We start from the raw sequence: 15,784 nt of genomic DNA, 5'->3' as shown, positions 1-15,784 counted from the left end.
GTGCGTAGGTGCCTCCGCTGAGGTGGCTTCGGTGTTGAGCGTCTGCCGGGTTGGTGTTGTGGGTGGGTGCGGGTTCGTCATGGCTTGTCGCGCAGTTCCCCGCGCCCCTAGAGATCGCGCCGTTCCCCGCGCCCCTGAGGACCGCGCCGTTCCCCGCGCCCCTAAAGGCCGCGCCGTTCCCCGCGCCCCCAAGGATCGCGCCGTTCCCCGCGCCCCTAAGGATCGCGCCGTTCCCCGCGCCCCTAAAGGCCGCGCCGTTCCCCGCGCCCCCAAGGATCGCGCCGTTCCCCGTGCCCCTAAGAACCGCGCCGTTCCCCGCGACCCTGCAAACGGCGGCGTACTCGGCATCGGGCCGTGCGGGGTGTTCAGGCCGTGAGACAGGTGTCAATGGGGGTGACGCTCATGTCAGCGCCTGTCATCATGTGGCGGTGCGGATCTCTCAGGGCAGTCAGGGCAACCGCGGCAGGGGCGTGGGTCTCGGGCTCGCGCTCGGGTCGGCCGTCGCCTTCGGTGGGTCGGGTGTCGCGGCCAAGCCGCTGATCGAGGCGGGGCTCGACCCGCTCCACGTGGTGTGGCTGCGGGTGGCGGGCGCCGCGCTCGTGATGCTGCCGCTGGCCGTTCGTCACCGCGGGCTCCCGCGCCGGAGGCCCGCGCTGCTCGCCGGGTTCGGACTGCTCGCCGTGGCCGGTGTGCAGGCCTGCTACTTCGCGGCGATCTCGCGGATCCCGGTCGGCGTCGCGCTGCTCGTGGAGTACCTCGGTCCGGCGATCCTGCTCGGCTGGGTGCGGTTCGTGCAGCGACGGCCGGTCACGCGTGCCGCGGCCGTGGGGGTCGTGCTCGCGGTCGGTGGACTCGCCTGTGTCGTCGAGGTGTGGTCGGGGATGCGCTTCGACACACTCGGTCTGCTGCTGGCCCTCGCCGCCGCCTGCTGCCAGGCCGGCTACTTCGTCCTGTCCGACCAGGGCGCCGACGCGGGCGAGGAGGCACCGGACCCCCTCGGCGTCATCGCGTACGGCCTGCTCGTGGGCGCCCTCGTGCTCACCGTCGTGACCCGCCCCTGGACGATGGACTGGTCCGTGCTCGCGGGCACCGCACGCATGGACGGCACGCCCGTCGCGGCCTGGCTGTTGCTCGGCTGGGTCGTGCTGATCGCGACGGTGCTCGCGTACGCCACCGGAGTGGTCGCCGTCCGCAGGCTCTCCCCGCAGGTCGCGGGTGTCGTGGCCTGCCTCGAAGCGGTCATCGCGACCGTGCTCGCCTGGGTGCTGCTCGGCGAACACCTCTCCGCACCGCAGATCATCGGCGGCGCCGTCGTCCTGGTCGGTGCCTTCGTCGCACAGTCCTCGACGCCCGTCAGGGCCCCGGAGGGGCCGGTCGCGGGCGGCTCGGGCCATGCGGAGGGCGGTAGTGCGGCGGACAGCCCCGAGAGGCAGTTGTCGGCCCCCGGAAGCGCCCCTTAGGATGCCGATCATGCCGTCGACGCTCGTTCTTCCTCCCCCGGCCGCCTGAGGCGGGCCTCCGGGAACCACGCCCTGCCGGTCGGCAGGGCCGAACGGTGCTGCCCGCAGACGAAGTCCGAGGACCTTTCCGTACGTCGGTGAGCCGTGCCCAGCGCACGTCAGCGCTCAGCACGCCTCGCCCCGGCGGCGACGTGGTCCTTTCCCGAACTTCTGTTTCTGCGGAGAGAACACGTGTCGAACACTGCCTCCGGCCTGCCCATAGGGCGAGGCCTTCTCTATCTGATCGTCGCCGGTGCCGCATGGGGCACCGCGGGCGCGGCCGCGTCCCTGGTCTACCGGGCCAGTGACCTGGGGCCGGTCGCCCTGTCCTTCTGGCGCTGTGCCGCCGGGCTCGTCCTGCTGCTCGCCGTCCGCCTCCCGCGCCCCCGGGTCCGGCCCGCCACACCCGTGGGGGCACCCGCCGTCCGGGAACCGCTCGGCCGCAAGGCACTGCGGGCCGGGGCCACGGGCATCGGGCTGGCCGTCTTCCAGACCGCCTACTTCGCCGCCGTCGAGGAGACCGGCCTCGCCGTGGCGACCGTCGTGACGCTGGGCGCGGGCCCGGTGCTGATCGCGCTGGGCGCCCGGCTGACCCTGGGCGAACGCCTCGGTCTCGGCGGCGTCGCAGCGGTCGCGGGGGCGCTCGCCGGACTCGCCGTCCTCGTGCTCGGCGGTGGCGGGACGAGCGTACGGCCGTGGGGCGTGCTGCTCGCGCTCGTGTCGGCCGCCGGATACTGCGTGATGGCGCTGCTCACCCGGTGGTGGGGCCGCGACGGCGGGGTCGACGCCTCCGGCACGACCGCGTGGACGTTCGCCGTGGCGAGTCTGTGCCTGCTGCCGTTCGGCCTGGCCGAGGGGCTGGCCCCGACGACTGCCCAACCCGCTCTGATCCTCGGCCTGTTGGCGTACATCGCCGCCGTACCCACGGCTCTCGCGTATGCGCTCTACTTCGCCGGAGCGGCCGTCGTCCGCTCGGCCACCGTGTCCGTGATCATGCTGCTGGAGCCCGTGAGCGCCGCGGTGCTCGCCGTCTTGCTGCTCGGTGAGCAGCTGACGGCGGCGACGGTCCTGGGCACGCTGCTGATGCTCGGGTCGGTCGCCGGGCTCGCGGTGGCGGAGGCGCGGGGCGGGATCGTACTGGAGAGGGAGAGGGAGGCTGTGCGCGTGTGATGCGTGGGTGCGGGTCCTGCACGGAACAGGCGGGGCCCGCACCGTCACCTGGCGGCAGCCCACACGCCGCGCCGGCGTATCTGGTGCTCCCGCGCCGCCGCGTCCCCCGGACCGCCGCGTGCCGCGAGCCCGGCCACGATGCGGTCCTGCACCTCCTCCGGCTTGTGAGCGGCGTACTTGAACTTCGCCCGGACGTCCGTCACTTGGAGCCGCAGCCCGCGGATCCCGGAGAGGAACCGCCCGAACGGGGCCTCGCCGACGGCGGCGGTCGCCGAGCCGCCCTCCGGCTGGAAGTGATCCACCTGGCGGTTGAGCAGGTCGGCCTTCTCCGCCGGGTCGTCCACGACGCGGGCGACGCAGCGGAGTTGGACGGCCGCGTAGAAACTCGTCGGGGTGCCGTGCTCGGGCGAGGCGTCCGGCGCGGCCTGCCAGGGTCCGGGTATGAAGGCGTAGTCGTCCACCACGCTGAGCACCACCTCGGGGTTGGCCTCCAGGGCGGGCCACAGGGGGTTGGGGCGGGCGAGGTGGGCGACGACCTCGCCGTGGCCTGTCTCGCCGTTCCCGGTCGCTCTGCTCCGGGCCTGCTTGTTCCGGGCCTTCCCGTTCCCGCTCTCCCCGCACCCGCTGTCGTAGGCGAAGTGCAGCGGTTGCACGTACGGCGGTTCGCCGGGCAGGCCGTTGACGGCGAGCTGGCCGAAGTCGTGGGCGGCCAGCCACCGTTGCCACTCGGCGTCGTCGCGGGGCGCGTCCCACGGGTGGATCAGCATCACCGCACCGCGAGGTAGTCGGGGAGCTCGGTGCCGGGTGCCAGGCCGGGGTCGGGCACCGGTGTGGCGTAGCCCTTGCGCAGCGGGACGACACCGGCCCAGTGGGGGAGGGCGAGGTCCTCGGGCTCGTCGTTGACACCGCCCGTGCGGATCTTGGCGGAGACCTCGTCGAGGTCGAGGCGGATCACGGCGGTGGCGGCGAACTCCTTGGTGTTGGCGGGCCGGGAGTCACGCGAGCGACCCGGCACGGCGTGGTCCACCAGCGCGTCCAGGGCCAGCCGCTTCTCCTCCGGGTCGGTCACCTGGTGGGCGATGCCGTGCACCACCGCGGAGCGGTAGTTGATCGAGTGGTGGAAGGCGGACCGGGCCAGGACCAGCCCGTCCACGTGCGTGACGGTCACGCACACCGCGAGCCCCGCATCGGCCCGGCCGGTCGTCCGCAGCGGGCGCGAGCCCGTCGACCCGTGGACGTAGAGCCGCTCGCCGACCCGGGCGTACAGGGTCGGCAGGACGACCGGGGCGCCGTCCCGCACGAAGCCGAGATGGCAGACGTACCCCTCGTCGAGTATCGCGTGCACCACGTCCTTGTCGTACGAAGCCCTCTGCGGGGCGCGGGTGGGGACGGTGCGGTCGGTCGGGGTGTAGGCGGTGGCCGACGACGTCGGCTGCGGGGGCCCCTGCATTGCGCTCTCCATTGCACTAGTGCAAAATCTTCTTTGTGCTAGGAGAGTATCGGATCGAAGGGCGTCGCGCAGCAGAGATCGCGGCGAGCGTCGAGCGCGCGGTGGGTGCCGGAGAGCTGGAGCCGTGTCAACTGCTGCCGCCGATGCGGGAGTTGGCGGCGGACCTGGGTGTGAATCCGAATACGGTCGCGGCTGCCTATCGCACCCTGCGTGAGCGTGGGGTCATCGAGACCGCCGGGCGCCGCGGCAGCCGCGTGCGGTCCAAGCCGGCCACGACCGGGCGTGAGTACATCCGGGTGGACGTACCGGAGGGCGTACGCGACCTCGCCGACGGCAATCCGGATCCGGCACTGCTGCCCTCACTCGCGCAGGCGTTCGCGGCCGCCGCCGAGCAGGGCGACCGCGCCCCCGTCCTCTACGGCCGGGCCCCCGTCGAACCGGAGTTGGTGCGGATCGCGCGCGACGACCTGGACGCCGACGGTGTGCCGGACGGGCCGGTCACCGTCACCTCCGGCGCGCTCGACGCCATCGAGCGCGTCCTGACCGCGCACCTCAAGCCGGGCGACGCGGTGGCCGTCGAGGATCCGGGATGGGGCAGCGTGCTCGACCTCGCCCCGGCGCTCGGACTGCGTACGGTCCCCGTGGATGTCGACGACGAAGGGCCGCTCCCCGGCGAGGTGCGCCGCGCCCTGGAGACCGGGGCGCGTGCCCTGATCATCACGGACCGGGCGCAGAACCCGACCGGCGCCGCGGTGACCGCCACGCGCGCGCGTGCCCTGCGTGCCGTGCTCGCGGACCACCCCCAGACCCTGCTGATCGAGGACGACCACGGCTACCGGATCGTCGACCAACCCCTCCACCCGCTCGCGGGCGTCACGCACCACTGGGCCTTCGTCCGCTCGGTCGCCAAGGCATACGGGCCCGACCTGCGGCTCGCGGTGCTCACCGGCGATCCCGTGACCGTGGACCGGGTGCGGGGGCGGCAGCGGCTCGGGCCCGGATGGGTGAGCCGACTGGTGCAGCGGGCCGTGGTGCGGCTGTGGGCCGACGGTGCCGTGGACGCGCGGGTCGTGGCGGGGGCGTACGGGCGAAGGCGGGACGCGCTGATCGGCGCGCTCGCGGAGCGCGGGGTGGTCGCCCACGGGTGCAGTGGGATGAACGTGTGGCTCCCCGTCCCGGACGAGACCGGCGCGGTCGCCCGGCTGCTGCACGCCGGCTGGGCCGTGGCGCCCGGCGCCCGCTTCCGCATGAGCGCGCCGCCCGGCATCCGGATCACCGTGTCCACCCTCTCGGAGGACGAGATCCGGCAGCTGGCGGACGCCGTGGCCTCGGCGATCGGCCCGGCGCCCGCTCGACGCTACGTATGACGAACCGTCAGCCTCGCTTGCCCATGCGGGGCTTGACCTGAGTAAGAGCCGCTCCCGCCAGCACGATCGCCGCGCCGACGGGCGTCGACCAGGTGAGCGACTCGCCGAGGATCGCGACGCCCGCGGCCGTGGCGATCACCGGGATGAAGTACGTGACCATCTGGGCGGTGGTCGGGCCGACCTCGGCGACGAGGCCGTACTGCACGAGCATCGCGACACCGGTGCCGAGCGCGCCGAGCGCGACCACCGCGAGCAGGGGGATCATCGGGAAGCTGCCGGGCAGCGACGTGAACAGCGGGGTGATGACGGCGAGTTGCGCGGTGGCCAGCAGCAACTGGGCGCCCGTCAGGGAGAGGTTCGAGTGGCCCGAGCCCGCCAGCGTACGGCGGACGTAGATCCAGCCGATCGGATAGCTCAGCGAGGCCAGCAGTGCCATCGCCGTGCCCGAGGCGTCCAGACCCTGGAAACCCTGCCAGGCGCCGAGCACCGTGAGCACACCGAGGAAGCCGAGTCCGAGTCCGGCGACCCGCACCCGCGTCGGCCGGTCCTCGGACAGCGCCACCAGCGACAGGGCCATGCCCCACAGGGGCGAGGTCGCGTTGCAGATGCCCGCGAGCGTGGACGGGATCGTCAGCTCCGCGTAGGCGAAGAGGGAGAACGGCAGCGCGTTCAGCAGTAAGGCGGCGACCGTGAGGTGACCCCAGGTACGGGCGCCTCTCGGCAGCCGTTCCCGCTTCACCGCCATGGCCACCGCCAGCACCGCCGTCCCGAACAGCAGTCGTCCGAAGGTCACCTGGAAGGGTGCGTAGCCCCCGGTGCCGACCTTGATGAGGAGGAAGCTGAAGCCCCAGATGAGGGCGAGGAACCCGAAGCGGAGGCGCCAGTCGACGGTCGCACGGCGACGTTCGGTGGTGGTTCGGGGCAGGGCAGAGGTCCGCGAGGCGGTGGGAGCGGTGGTCATGGACGAAACGATGCTCCCTCGCATTCTTGTAGCACAAGCGAGATTTGGTGAGCAGAATTCCGTAGCATCACTTACATGTTGAACCTGGAGCGCCTGCGCACCCTCGATGCCCTGGCCCGGCACGGCTCGGTCAGCGGAGCTGCCGAAGGGCTGCATGTCACGACGTCGGCCGTTTCCCAGCAGATGGCCAAGCTGGAGCGGGAGGTGGGCCAGCAACTCCTGGCCAAGAACGGGCGGGGGGTCCGCCTCACCGACGCGGGACGGCTGCTCGCCGACCACGCCGCCCGGATCCTGTCCCAGGTCGAGCTCGCGCAGTCCGACCTGGAGGCGCAGCGCGGGCAGGTGGTGGGCGAGTTGCGGCTGGCCGCGTTCCCCACGGCCATGCGCGGACTGGTTCCCGCCGTGCTGAGCGCGCTGCGGGCCGACCACCCGTCGCTGCGGGTGCGCTCACGCGAGCTGGAGCCCGAGCTCGGGGTCAACGCGGTGATCCGGGGTGACGCCGACCTGGCCATCGTCCTCGACTGGTACAACAAGCCCCTGCCGATGCCCGAAGGGCTCGCCACGGCGGTGGTCCTCGACGACCCCGTGGAGATCGCGATGCCCGAGGGGCACCCGCTCGCCGCCCGTGACGCGGTCGACCTGGAGGACTTCGCGGAGGACGAGTGGGTCGCCTGGCCCGAGGGCGAGTTCTGTCACGAGTGGCTGCTCTACACGCTGCGGGGCAAGGGCATCGAGCCCTGCATCGCCCACCGCGCCGAGGAGCACCACACCCAACTCGCGCTGGTCGCCGCCGGGTTGGGCGTCTGTGTCGCACCCAGGCTGGGGCGCGACCCGATGCCGGCGGGGGTGCGGGCCGTACCGGTGCGGCATCGCGTCCACCGGTACATCTACGCGGTGTGGCGCGCGGACGCCGACCGGCGTCCGTCCATCAGGGCGGCGGTGGAGGCGCTGCAGAAGGCGGGGGAGGGCATCGGGTCGGTCGCTTCGCCCTGAGGCGCGCCACGTCGTGGCGACAGGCCTCAGGGAAGCCCGTCTCGTCACAGTGACGCCAGCTTCCGGAAGTCCCACGAAGCGATCGACTCAGGCGTCAGCCGCATCCACGCGTGGCGGCCGTCGTGCGGCATCTCGTCGAGACCGAAGTTCTTGCGGGCGAACAGCCGCTCCACATCGACGAGTTCGGGATCCGGTTCGCCCGTGCGCGGGGCCTCTCCGACGAACTCCACGGTTCCCGACAGCTCGACGCCCCGCAGCTCGCCGTAGTCCTCGCCGGCGTCTACCGTGACGGCGACGCGGGGATCACGGCGCAGGTCGGCCCACCGCTTGCTGCGCGTGATCGAGTACAGCCACAGCGAGGTGCCGTCCCAGGCGAACCACAGCGGGCTGACGTGCGGGGCGCCGTCCGCCGAGACCGTCGCGACTCGGCAGGTGCGCTGCGTGGTCAGGAACTCGTCCATCTCGGCCGGCGCCATCATGATCTTCCGGCCCCGGCGCTGCGTGACGGCCATGGAGACCCCCTCGTCTTCTGCCGCGGTTGCAGAAGAGCAGCATGAATCGTCTTCCGTCCACACGCAAGGGACGTTACGCTCGCCCGCCCCGACCGCCGGTGACAGGACGAAGGGGAGCCATGCCGTCGCACGAAGCACTCAGTGCGCTCCTCGACCCCGCGACCACCGTGCTGCTCACCGTCGAGTGCCAGCAGGGTGTCGTAGGACCGGACAGCGCGCTGCCCGAACTGGCCGAGGAGGCACGGTCGTCGGGGGCGCTGGCGAACGTCGCCCGACTGGTCGCCGGGGCCCACGAGAGCGGGGCGCAGGTCGTGCACGCCATCGCCGAGCGGCGGCCTGACGGCCGGGGCGCGAACCGCAACGCCCGGCTGTTCCGCGCGGCCGCACGGCTGCCCGTCCAGCAGTTGTCGGGCACCACGGCCGTACGCGTCGCGCCGCCCATCGAGGTCGCCGAGGAGGACCTGGTCGTACGGAGGCTGCACGGGCTCTCGCCGCTCGCCGGAACCGACCTCGACGCGCTGCTGCGCAACCTCGGCTGCCACACGCTGGTCGTGACCGGTGTCTCGGCCAATGTGGCGGTTCCCAACGCGGTGTTCGACGCCGTCAACCTCGGCTACACGGTGGTCGTTCCCAGGGACGCCATCGCGGGGGTGCCCTCCGAGTACACCCCCGCGATGATCCGCAACACCCTCGCGTTGGTCGCCACGGTCGCGACCACGGACGAGGTGCTGGGCTGCTTCAAGCCGCTCAGGCCATCTTGATCGACTCGCCGTCGACGGTGATCTCCATGGCGGGCAGGGGCTTGGTCGCCGGGCCGCTCTTCACACTGCCGTCGGTGATCGAGAAGTTGCTGTTGTGACAGGGGCAGTTGATGACGCCGTCCTTGATGCTCTTCACGGCACAGCCCTGGTGGGTGCACGTGGACGAGAACGCCTTGAACTCGCCCGCCGTCGGCTGCGTGACCACCATCTTCTGGTCGGCGAAGACCTTGCCGCCGCCCTCCGGGATGTCGGCGGTCTTCGCGACCTCCGTGCCGCCCGAGCCCGCGTCCGAGCCGCTCGTGCCGCCGCTGCTCGCGCTGCTGCTTTCCTCGGTGCCGGCGGAGGAGGAGGCCGACGAGGAGTCGTCGTCCGATCCGCACGCGGTCAGCGCGACGGCGAGCCCCGTCGCGCCGGCCGCTGCGATCACGGCGCGGCGGGCCGGCTTCGAGGCGGGCTGGTGCGGTGCGCTGCTCATGCTGAGGTTCCTTCCGTGGGGGGTTGCGTAGATCTGCCGACAGGTACGGTCGGTGGTGATCGCCTGTTCAGGTGATGTCGAAATCTTGACCCGCTCGCGATCAGACGTGGGTAAAGCGGAGCTGTCGGTTCGCTGTCGGCCGCAGGAGCGCGCGGGCGAGGCGGTCGTGCACGACCGCGTAACCTGGGGCGATGCTCAAAGAAGTCACCGCGACCCGCTACATCACGCCGCTACGGGAGGGCGGGTCGCTGCCGGGACTGGTCGAGGCCGACGACTTCGGCACGTACGTCATGAAGTTCACGGGCGCGGGTCAGGGCCGCAAGACGCTCGTGGCGGAGGTCGTGTGCGGTGAGCTCGCCCGTCGGCTCGGACTGCGGGTGCCGGGCCTGGTGACGATCGACCTGGACCCCGTGCTGGGCCTCGGCGAGCCCGACCAGGAGGTGCAGGGACTGCTCAAGGCGAGCGGCGGCGCCAACCTGGGCATGGACTTCCTCCCCCGTGCGATCGGCTTCGATCCCCTCGCCTTCCGGGTGAGCCCCGAGGAGGCCGGCCGGATCGTCTGGTTCGACGCCCTCGTGGGCAACGTGGACCGCTCCTGGCGCAACCCCAACCTCCTGATGTGGCACGGCGACCTGTGGCTCATCGACCACGGCGCCACGATGATCTGGCACCACAACTGGCCCGGCGCCCTGGCCTCCGCCGGGCGGCCCTACGACGCCTCCGACCACGCGCTGGCGCCCTTCGCCCCGGATGTCGCGGGTGCCGCCCACGCGCTGGCACCCCTGGTCACCGAGGACCTGCTGGCGGAGGTCACCGCCGAGATCCCCGAGGCGTGGCTGGCCGGCGAGCCGGGGTTCGACAGTGCGGACGAACTGCGGCGGGCGTACGCGGAGCCGCTGCTGGCGCGGGCCGCCGTCATCCACGAACGCATCGAGGGGATCAAGTGAGCGAGCGCACCCTGGGGACCCGGTCGAGGGAGCGGGACGTCTTCGAGTACGCGCTGCTGCGGGTGGTGCCCCGTGTCGAGCGCGGCGAGTGCATCAACGCGGGGGTGCTTGTGTACTGCCGCGCCCGGTCCTTCGTGGCCGCCCGTACGCATCTCGACGAGGCCAAGCTGCTGGCGCTGGACCCGGAGTCGGACGTGGCGGGCGTTCGAGCCGCCCTGCGCGCCGTCGAGGGGGTGTGCGCCGGGGGCGAGGCGGCGGGCCAGGCCGCGCGCGACGATGCCGGGCGGCGCTTCCGCTGGCTGATCGCGCCCCGCTCCACGGTGGTCCAGCCGGGGCCCGTGCACACCGGACTCACCGCCGACCCCGGCGCCGAGGCGGAGCGGTTGCTCGACCTCCTGGTCAGGTAATGGATCAGGGAATGGATCACACCTCGCTCGTGTGGCGTTGACACCGGGTGCCAGGGCTTCTAGCGTCACGTGTGCTGAAGGTACTAAGCGGTCGCTCACCTGTTGGGCGTACTGTGAGAGCCGCATCCCAAGGGCGAGGAGAAGCAGCAATGTCCACCACTGAGCAGCGGGTCGCCGTGGTCACGGGTGCCGCGCGCGGCATCGGCGCCGCGACCGCCGTACGACTGGCCGCGGAGGGCCGGGCCGTCGCGGTGATCGACCTCGACGAGGCGGCCTGCAAGGACACCGTGGAGAAGATCACCGCCGCGGGTGGCAAGGCCCTCGCGGTCGGCTGCGACGTCTCCGACGAGGCGCAGGTCGAGGCCGCCGTCGCCCGGATCGCCGAGGAGCTCGGGGCCCCGACGATCCTGGTGAACAACGCGGGTGTGCTCCGTGACAACCTGCTGTTCAAGATGAGCTCCACCGACTGGGACACGGTCATGAACGTGCACCTGCGGGGTGCCTTCCTGATGACCAAGGCCGTCCAGAAGCACATGGTGGAGGCCAAGTTCGGCCGCGTGGTGAACCTCTCCTCGTCCTCCGCGCTCGGCAACCGCGGCCAGGTCAACTACTCGGCCGCGAAGGCCGGTCTGCAGGGCTTCACCAAGACCCTCGCCATCGAGCTCGGCAAGTTCGGCATCACCGCCAACGCCGTCGCGCCCGGCTTCATCGTCACCGACATGACCGCCGCCACCGCCGCCCGCGTCGGCATGGGCTTCGAGGACTTCCAGGCCGCGGCCGCCACCCAGATCCCCGTCCAGCGCGTCGGCAACCCGGACGACATCGCCAACGCCATCGCCTTCTTCACCGGCGAGGCCGCCGGCTTCGTCTCCGGCCAGGTGCTGTACGTTGCCGGCGGACCGCTCAACTGAGGCCGGGGGACGAGATCATGACTTCCGCACAACTCCCCGAACCCTCCGGCAAGGTCGCGCTCGTCACCGGCGCCAGCCGCGGCATCGGCTACGGCGTCGCCGAGGCGCTCATCGCCCGCGGTGACCGTGTGTGCATCACCGGCCGCAACGAGGACGCCCTGAAGGAGGCCGTCGAGCAGCTCGGCGCCGACCGGGTCATCGGTGTCGCCGGCAAGGCCCACGACGAGGCCCACCAGGCCGCCGCCGTCGAGCGCACCATGGAGGCATTCGGCCGCGTCGACTTCCTGGTCAACAACGCCGGCACCAACCCGGTCTTCGGGCCGATCGCCGACCTCGACCTGAACGTGGCCCGCAAGGTCTTCGAGACCAACGTCGTCTCGGCGCTCGGCTTCGCCCAGAGGACCTGGCACGCCTGGCAGAAGGACAACGGCGGCGCGATCGTCAACATCGCCTCCGTCGCGGGAGTCTCCGCCTCCCCGTTCATCGGCGCGTACGGCATCAGCAAGGCCGCCATGATCAACCTGACCCTGCAGCTGGCGCACGAGTACGCGCCCAAGGTGCGGGTCAACGCGATCGCGCCCGCCGTGGTGAAGACCCAGTTCGCCAAGGCCCTGTACGAGGGCCGCGAGGCCGAGGCCGCCGCGTCCTACCCGCTGGGGCGGCTCGGCGTGCCCTCCGACATCGGTGGCACCGCCGCGTTCCTCACTTCTCAGCAGTCCGACTGGATCACCGGGCAGACCCTGGTGGTGGACGGCGGTATCTTCCTCAACGCCGGCGTCGGCTGACGACCGCGGTGGGCGCTCGCGCGACACGGCTGGGAACACGCGGGCGCCCACCTTGTGGGGGTGCACAAGGGAATATCGCCGTTTCTTCATGACTCGGACATACGCGCTGATCAAGGGCCTGCCAGGGTGGGGGTCCAAGCGGTCGGACACTGCGGTATGGTCTGGCCACCCTTGTGGTATGCCCGATCGAGGATGGTGCGCGTGTTCAAGCGGGACAGATACCTGCGTCAGCTGGCGGCGGTCACGTCCATAACCATGGTCGCCGGATGTGGTGTCCTCTCCTCCGACTCGTCCGACGAAGACCGGCAGATCGTCGTGGGGACCACCAGTGCCCCGAGCACCCTGGATCCGGCGGCCGCCTGGGACAGCTCCTGGGAGCTGATGCGCAACGTCTTCCAGACCCTGCTGAACTATCCCCCCGGCGCGTCCGAGCCCGAGCCCGACGCCGCCGAGAGCTGCGCGTTCACGGACACCTCGACCACGGTGTACAGCTGCAAGCTGCGCGAGGGCCTGAAGTTCGCCGACGGGCACGACCTGGACGCCCAGGCCGTCAAGTACTCGATCGACCGCATCAAGAAGATCAACGTCAACGGCGGCCCCGCGGGTCTGCTGGGGAGCCTCGACCGGATCCAGGTGAAGGGCGACCGCGAGGTGATCTTCCACCTCAACGAGCCCGACGCCACCTTCCCCTTCGTGCTGTCCACGCCCGCCATGTCGATCGTGGACCCCGAGGAGTACCCCGCGGACTCGCTCCGCAAGGACGGCAAGATCAGCGGCTCGGGACCGTACAGCCTCTCGTCCTACGACGACGGCAAGCAGGCCGAGCTAGTCCGCAACGACAGCTACAAGGGCATCGCGGACCGCAAGAACAACGGCGTCACCATCCGCTACTTCCAGCAGTCGTCCAAGATGGTCGACGCCCTCAAGGCCAAGCAGATCGACGTCATCTACCGCGGTCTGCCCGCCTCGACCACCGTGGACATCCAGGAGAACGGCAAGGACGAGGGTCTCCAGCTCATCGAGAACCCCACGACCGAGATCAGCTACCTGGTGTTCAACCCCAAGGACCCGTGGGCGAAGAGGCCCGAGGTCCGCAAGGCGGTCGCCCAGGTCATCGACCGCCCGACACTCGCCCACAAGATCTACAAGGACACCGTCGAACCGCTGTACTCCATGATCCCCAGGGGTCTGGTGGGCCACACCACGAGCTTCTTCGACAACTACGGGGACCCCAGCACGGCCAAGGCGAAGAAGATCCTCACCGACGCGGGCATCACCGAGCGCGTCCCGCTCACCCTCTGGTACACCAGCGACCGCTACGGCTCCCAGACCAAGCCCGCCTTCGAGGAGCTCAAGCGTCAGCTCGAGGCATCCCGCCTGTTCACCGTCACCCTCAAGACCCGTCCCTGGAAGACGTACGTGCAGGGCTACCAGAACGGCGAGTACCCGGTGTTCGGGCGCGGCTGGTTCCCCGACTTCGCCGACGCCGACAACTTCGTCGCGCCCTTCGTGGGCGAGCAGAACGCCCTCGGCACTCCGTACGAGGCACCCGAGATCACCGGCAAGCTGCTGCCCGAGTCGCGCCGGAAGAGCGACCGCGGTGCCGTGGCCGACGAGTTCGAGGAAGCGCAGCAGATCTTCATGAAGGACGCGCGGCTGCTGCCGCTGTGGCAGGGCAAGCAGTTCGTGGCGGCGAACGAGGAGATCGCGGGCGCCGAGAAGGCGATCGACCCCGCGACGATGATGACGATGTGGACGCTGTCCTGGAAGACCAGCTGGTAGTTCCGCGTCGCGGCACCTGGCTGCCACGGCGGGCCGCGGCCCCGCTTTCGGGCGCGGTTGTCAGTGGGCGCCTGTAGGTTCTGTGCTCGGAAGGCGGTCGTGCCCTGGCGCGGCCGCCCTCGGCCGCACGCGCTGTGCGGTCGTGAAGTGAGCGCACACCGGAGGAAGTTGACGTGACCGACATCGCCATGCTGCCCGAATCCTGGCGCGGCGTCCTGGGCGAGGAGCTGCAGCAGCCCTACTTCAAGGAGCTCACCGAGTTCGTTGAGGAGGAGCGCGCGAAGGGTCCCGTCTATCCTCCCCGCGAGGAGGTCTTCGCCGCGCTGGACGCGACGCCGTACGACCGCGTGAAGGTGCTGGTCCTCGGTCAGGACCCCTACCACGGCGAGGGCCAGGGCCACGGCCTGTGCTTCTCGGTGCGTCCGGGTGTGAAGACCCCGCCCTCGCTGCGGAACATCTACAAGGAGATGCAGGCGGAGCTGGGCACGCCGATCCCGGACAACGGCTATCTGATGCCGTGGGCCGAGCAGGGCGTGCTGCTGCTGAACGCGGTGCTCACGGTCCGCTCCGGCGAGGCCAACTCGCACAAGGGCAAGGGCTGGGAGAAGTTCACCGACGCGGTGATCCGCGCCGTGGCGGACCGCCCTGACCCGGCCGTCTTCGTCCTGTGGGGCAACTACGCGCAGAAGAAGCTGCCGCTGATCGACCAGGAGCGGCACGTGGTGGTCAAGGGCGCGCACCCCTCACCGCTGTCGGCGAAGAAGTTCTTCGGCTCCCACCCGTTCACGCAGATCAACGAGGCGGTGGCGGCGCAGGGGCACGAGCCGATCGACTGGACGATTCCGAACCTGGGCTGACCCGGGTCCCGCCGTACGGCCGCGGACGCCGCGGAGATCCATCAGAAGGGTCCTGGCCCCGTGGCCGTACGGAGCCGCCTGACCGCGATTGTCAGTGCCTGCCGTTAGCGTCCTGAGAGACGTTCGACGAGCAAGGAGGCCGCGGTGGCGGAGCAACAGGAAGAGGCGACGCCGGACGCCGTGATGACCCGGATCGGCCAGGTCGTCATGCTGCACCGCGGCGGTGACCGCGACGAGGCACGGGACCGCTTCCTGGAGCTGTGGGCGGAGATCGGCGAGGACGGCGACGCACTGCACCGCTGCACGCTGGCGCATTACCTCGCCGACACGCAGGAGGATCCCGCCGACGAACTCGCCTGGGACCTCAGGGCGTTGTCGGCGGCCGAGGAGCTGACCGACGGTCGGGTGACGGAGCACCACCACTCGCTCGCGGTGCGCGCCTTCTACCCGTCGCTGCACCTGAACCTCGCCGCCGACTACGCGAACCTCGACCGCACGGAGGCCGCCCGCAGCCACCTCCGCCTGGCGTACAAGGCGGTCGACACCCTCGGCGACGACCGCTACGGGGACGGCATCCGCGCGGAGATGAACCGCCTGAACCTGCGGCTGAACGGGGAGGACTCCGCCGACGGAGGAGAGGAGCCGCCGGGACCGCCCGGACAGCGGTCCTAGGACGCAACAGGCCCTGGCGGATCCGGGACCGTCGTCACCGTCCGTACGTGCCCTGGCAGATGGCGGTCTGGGGACTGTCCTTCGCCCACCCTCCGTACTTGCGGCCGAGGGCGCAGACGTCGCTGGTCCTGGGCGGTTCGGCCAGGTCCCGGGGGATCGCGGCCCGTGGCTCGGGCACGCGGGGCTTCGGTGGTTCTGGTGGTGCGGGGCGCGGCCGGTGGGGCCTGGCCGGGGG

The 15,784-nt window shown here is 71.3% G+C and carries 17 protein-coding genes and 1 pseudogene; 12 read left to right on the top strand and 6 right to left on the bottom strand.

Annotation, left to right across the window (positions count from 1 at the left end; all coding sequences use genetic code 11):
* The first annotated feature begins 428 nt into the window (after positions 1-428).
* Complete coding sequence (locus FNH08_RS24760) at positions 429-1,460, top strand: EamA family transporter (protein WP_322725301.1); 1,032 nt, start codon at positions 429-431, stop codon at positions 1,458-1,460.
* Between the two features lie 231 nt (positions 1,461-1,691).
* A complete protein-coding gene (locus FNH08_RS24755; RefSeq protein WP_322725300.1) occupies positions 1,692-2,669 on the top strand; it encodes a DMT family transporter in 978 nt (325 codons plus the stop codon).
* A 44-nt stretch (positions 2,670-2,713) separates the two neighbouring features.
* On the opposite strand, the gene FNH08_RS24750 is transcribed toward FNH08_RS24755, so the two are convergent.
* Together FNH08_RS24750 and FNH08_RS24745 are read right to left on the bottom strand one after the other, a co-directional pair.
* On the bottom strand, positions 2,714-3,436 hold the full coding sequence (locus FNH08_RS24750; RefSeq protein WP_152773759.1) for an FMN-binding negative transcriptional regulator: 723 nt from the start codon (positions 3,434-3,436) through the stop codon (positions 2,714-2,716).
* Entirely contained in the window at positions 3,436-4,119 is a 684-nt protein-coding gene (locus FNH08_RS24745) for a pyridoxamine 5'-phosphate oxidase family protein (RefSeq protein ID WP_152773758.1), read from the bottom strand. Before FNH08_RS24745 ends, FNH08_RS24750 begins: the two co-directional genes overlap by 1 nt.
* Positions 4,120-4,154: 35 nt before the next feature.
* Between FNH08_RS24745 and FNH08_RS24740 the strand changes: the two genes are divergently transcribed.
* The gene (locus FNH08_RS24740) at positions 4,155-5,486 is read left to right on the top strand and encodes an aminotransferase class I/II-fold pyridoxal phosphate-dependent enzyme (RefSeq protein ID WP_322725298.1); all 1,332 of its coding nucleotides are present in this window, start codon (positions 4,155-4,157) and stop codon (positions 5,484-5,486) included.
* Positions 5,487-5,493: 7 nt separating this feature from the next.
* Here FNH08_RS24740 and FNH08_RS24735 read toward each other — a convergent pair whose 3' ends face one another.
* Entirely contained in the window at positions 5,494-6,447 is a 954-nt protein-coding gene (locus FNH08_RS24735) for a DMT family transporter (protein WP_194238591.1), read from the bottom strand.
* 75 nt (positions 6,448-6,522) lie between these two features.
* On the opposite strand from FNH08_RS24735, the gene FNH08_RS24730 reads away from it, so the two are divergent.
* The gene (locus FNH08_RS24730) at positions 6,523-7,440 is read left to right on the top strand and encodes a LysR family transcriptional regulator (protein WP_152773756.1); all 918 of its coding nucleotides are present in this window, start codon (positions 6,523-6,525) and stop codon (positions 7,438-7,440) included.
* 44 nt (positions 7,441-7,484) lie between these two features.
* On the opposite strand, the gene FNH08_RS24725 is transcribed toward FNH08_RS24730, so the two are convergent.
* Positions 7,485-7,952, bottom strand: coding sequence for a pyridoxamine 5'-phosphate oxidase family protein (locus FNH08_RS24725; protein ID WP_152773755.1), 468 nt, complete (start codon positions 7,950-7,952; stop codon positions 7,485-7,487).
* A 119-nt stretch (positions 7,953-8,071) separates the two neighbouring features.
* Here FNH08_RS24725 and FNH08_RS24720 point away from each other — a divergent pair, with 119 nt between their 5' ends.
* On the top strand, positions 8,072-8,713 hold the full coding sequence (locus FNH08_RS24720; protein WP_152773754.1) for a cysteine hydrolase: 642 nt from the start codon (positions 8,072-8,074) through the stop codon (positions 8,711-8,713).
* On the opposite strand, the gene FNH08_RS24715 is transcribed toward FNH08_RS24720, so the two are convergent.
* The gene (locus tag FNH08_RS24715) at positions 8,700-9,188 is read right to left on the bottom strand and encodes a Rieske (2Fe-2S) protein (protein WP_152773753.1); all 489 of its coding nucleotides are present in this window, start codon (positions 9,186-9,188) and stop codon (positions 8,700-8,702) included. The two genes, FNH08_RS24720 and FNH08_RS24715, sit on opposite strands and share 14 nt — an antisense overlap.
* 191 nt (positions 9,189-9,379) lie before the next feature.
* Here FNH08_RS24715 and FNH08_RS24710 point away from each other — a divergent pair, with 191 nt between their 5' ends.
* The 7 genes from FNH08_RS24710 (at position 9,380) to FNH08_RS24680 (ending at position 15,549) form a co-directional block, all read left to right on the top strand.
* Positions 9,380-10,135 carry a HipA family kinase gene (locus tag FNH08_RS24710; RefSeq protein ID WP_152773752.1) on the top strand — a complete coding sequence of 252 codons (756 nt, stop codon included), beginning with the start codon at positions 9,380-9,382 and terminating at the stop codon, positions 10,133-10,135.
* A complete protein-coding gene (locus tag FNH08_RS24705) occupies positions 10,132-10,542 on the top strand; it encodes a DUF3037 domain-containing protein (protein WP_322725296.1) in 411 nt (136 codons plus the stop codon). Before FNH08_RS24710 ends, FNH08_RS24705 begins: the two co-directional genes overlap by 4 nt.
* A 149-nt stretch (positions 10,543-10,691) precedes the next feature.
* Positions 10,692-11,453, top strand: a complete 762-nt coding sequence (gene fabG, locus FNH08_RS24700; RefSeq protein WP_152773751.1) for a 3-oxoacyl-ACP reductase FabG — start codon at positions 10,692-10,694, stop codon at positions 11,451-11,453.
* A gap of 17 nt (positions 11,454-11,470) precedes the next feature.
* Entirely contained in the window at positions 11,471-12,238 is a 768-nt protein-coding gene (locus tag FNH08_RS24695; protein ID WP_152773750.1) for an SDR family oxidoreductase, read from the top strand.
* Positions 12,239-12,439: 201 nt separating this feature from the next.
* Positions 12,440-14,020, top strand: coding sequence for an ABC transporter substrate-binding protein (locus tag FNH08_RS24690; protein ID WP_322725295.1), 1,581 nt, complete (start codon positions 12,440-12,442; stop codon positions 14,018-14,020).
* Positions 14,021-14,193: 173 nt separating this feature from the next.
* Positions 14,194-14,877 (top strand): uracil-DNA glycosylase, encoded by a 684-nt coding sequence (locus tag FNH08_RS24685; protein WP_322725293.1) that lies wholly within the window; start codon positions 14,194-14,196, stop codon positions 14,875-14,877.
* A gap of 144 nt (positions 14,878-15,021) precedes the next feature.
* Positions 15,022-15,549, top strand: a complete 528-nt coding sequence (locus FNH08_RS24680) for a hypothetical protein (protein WP_322725291.1) — start codon at positions 15,022-15,024, stop codon at positions 15,547-15,549.
* Positions 15,550-15,583: 34 nt separating this feature from the next.
* Here FNH08_RS24680 and FNH08_RS50875 read toward each other — a convergent pair.
* A pseudogene (locus FNH08_RS50875) lies at positions 15,584-15,784 on the bottom strand (hypothetical protein); the annotation flags it as partial.

It is taken from the genome of Streptomyces spongiae, assembly GCF_009377185.1.
GTDB lineage: Bacteria > Actinomycetota > Actinomycetes > Streptomycetales > Streptomycetaceae > Streptomyces > Streptomyces spongiae.
Note: the sequence above shows the minus strand (reverse complement) of the source record. Positions and strands in the feature narration are given on the sequence as shown.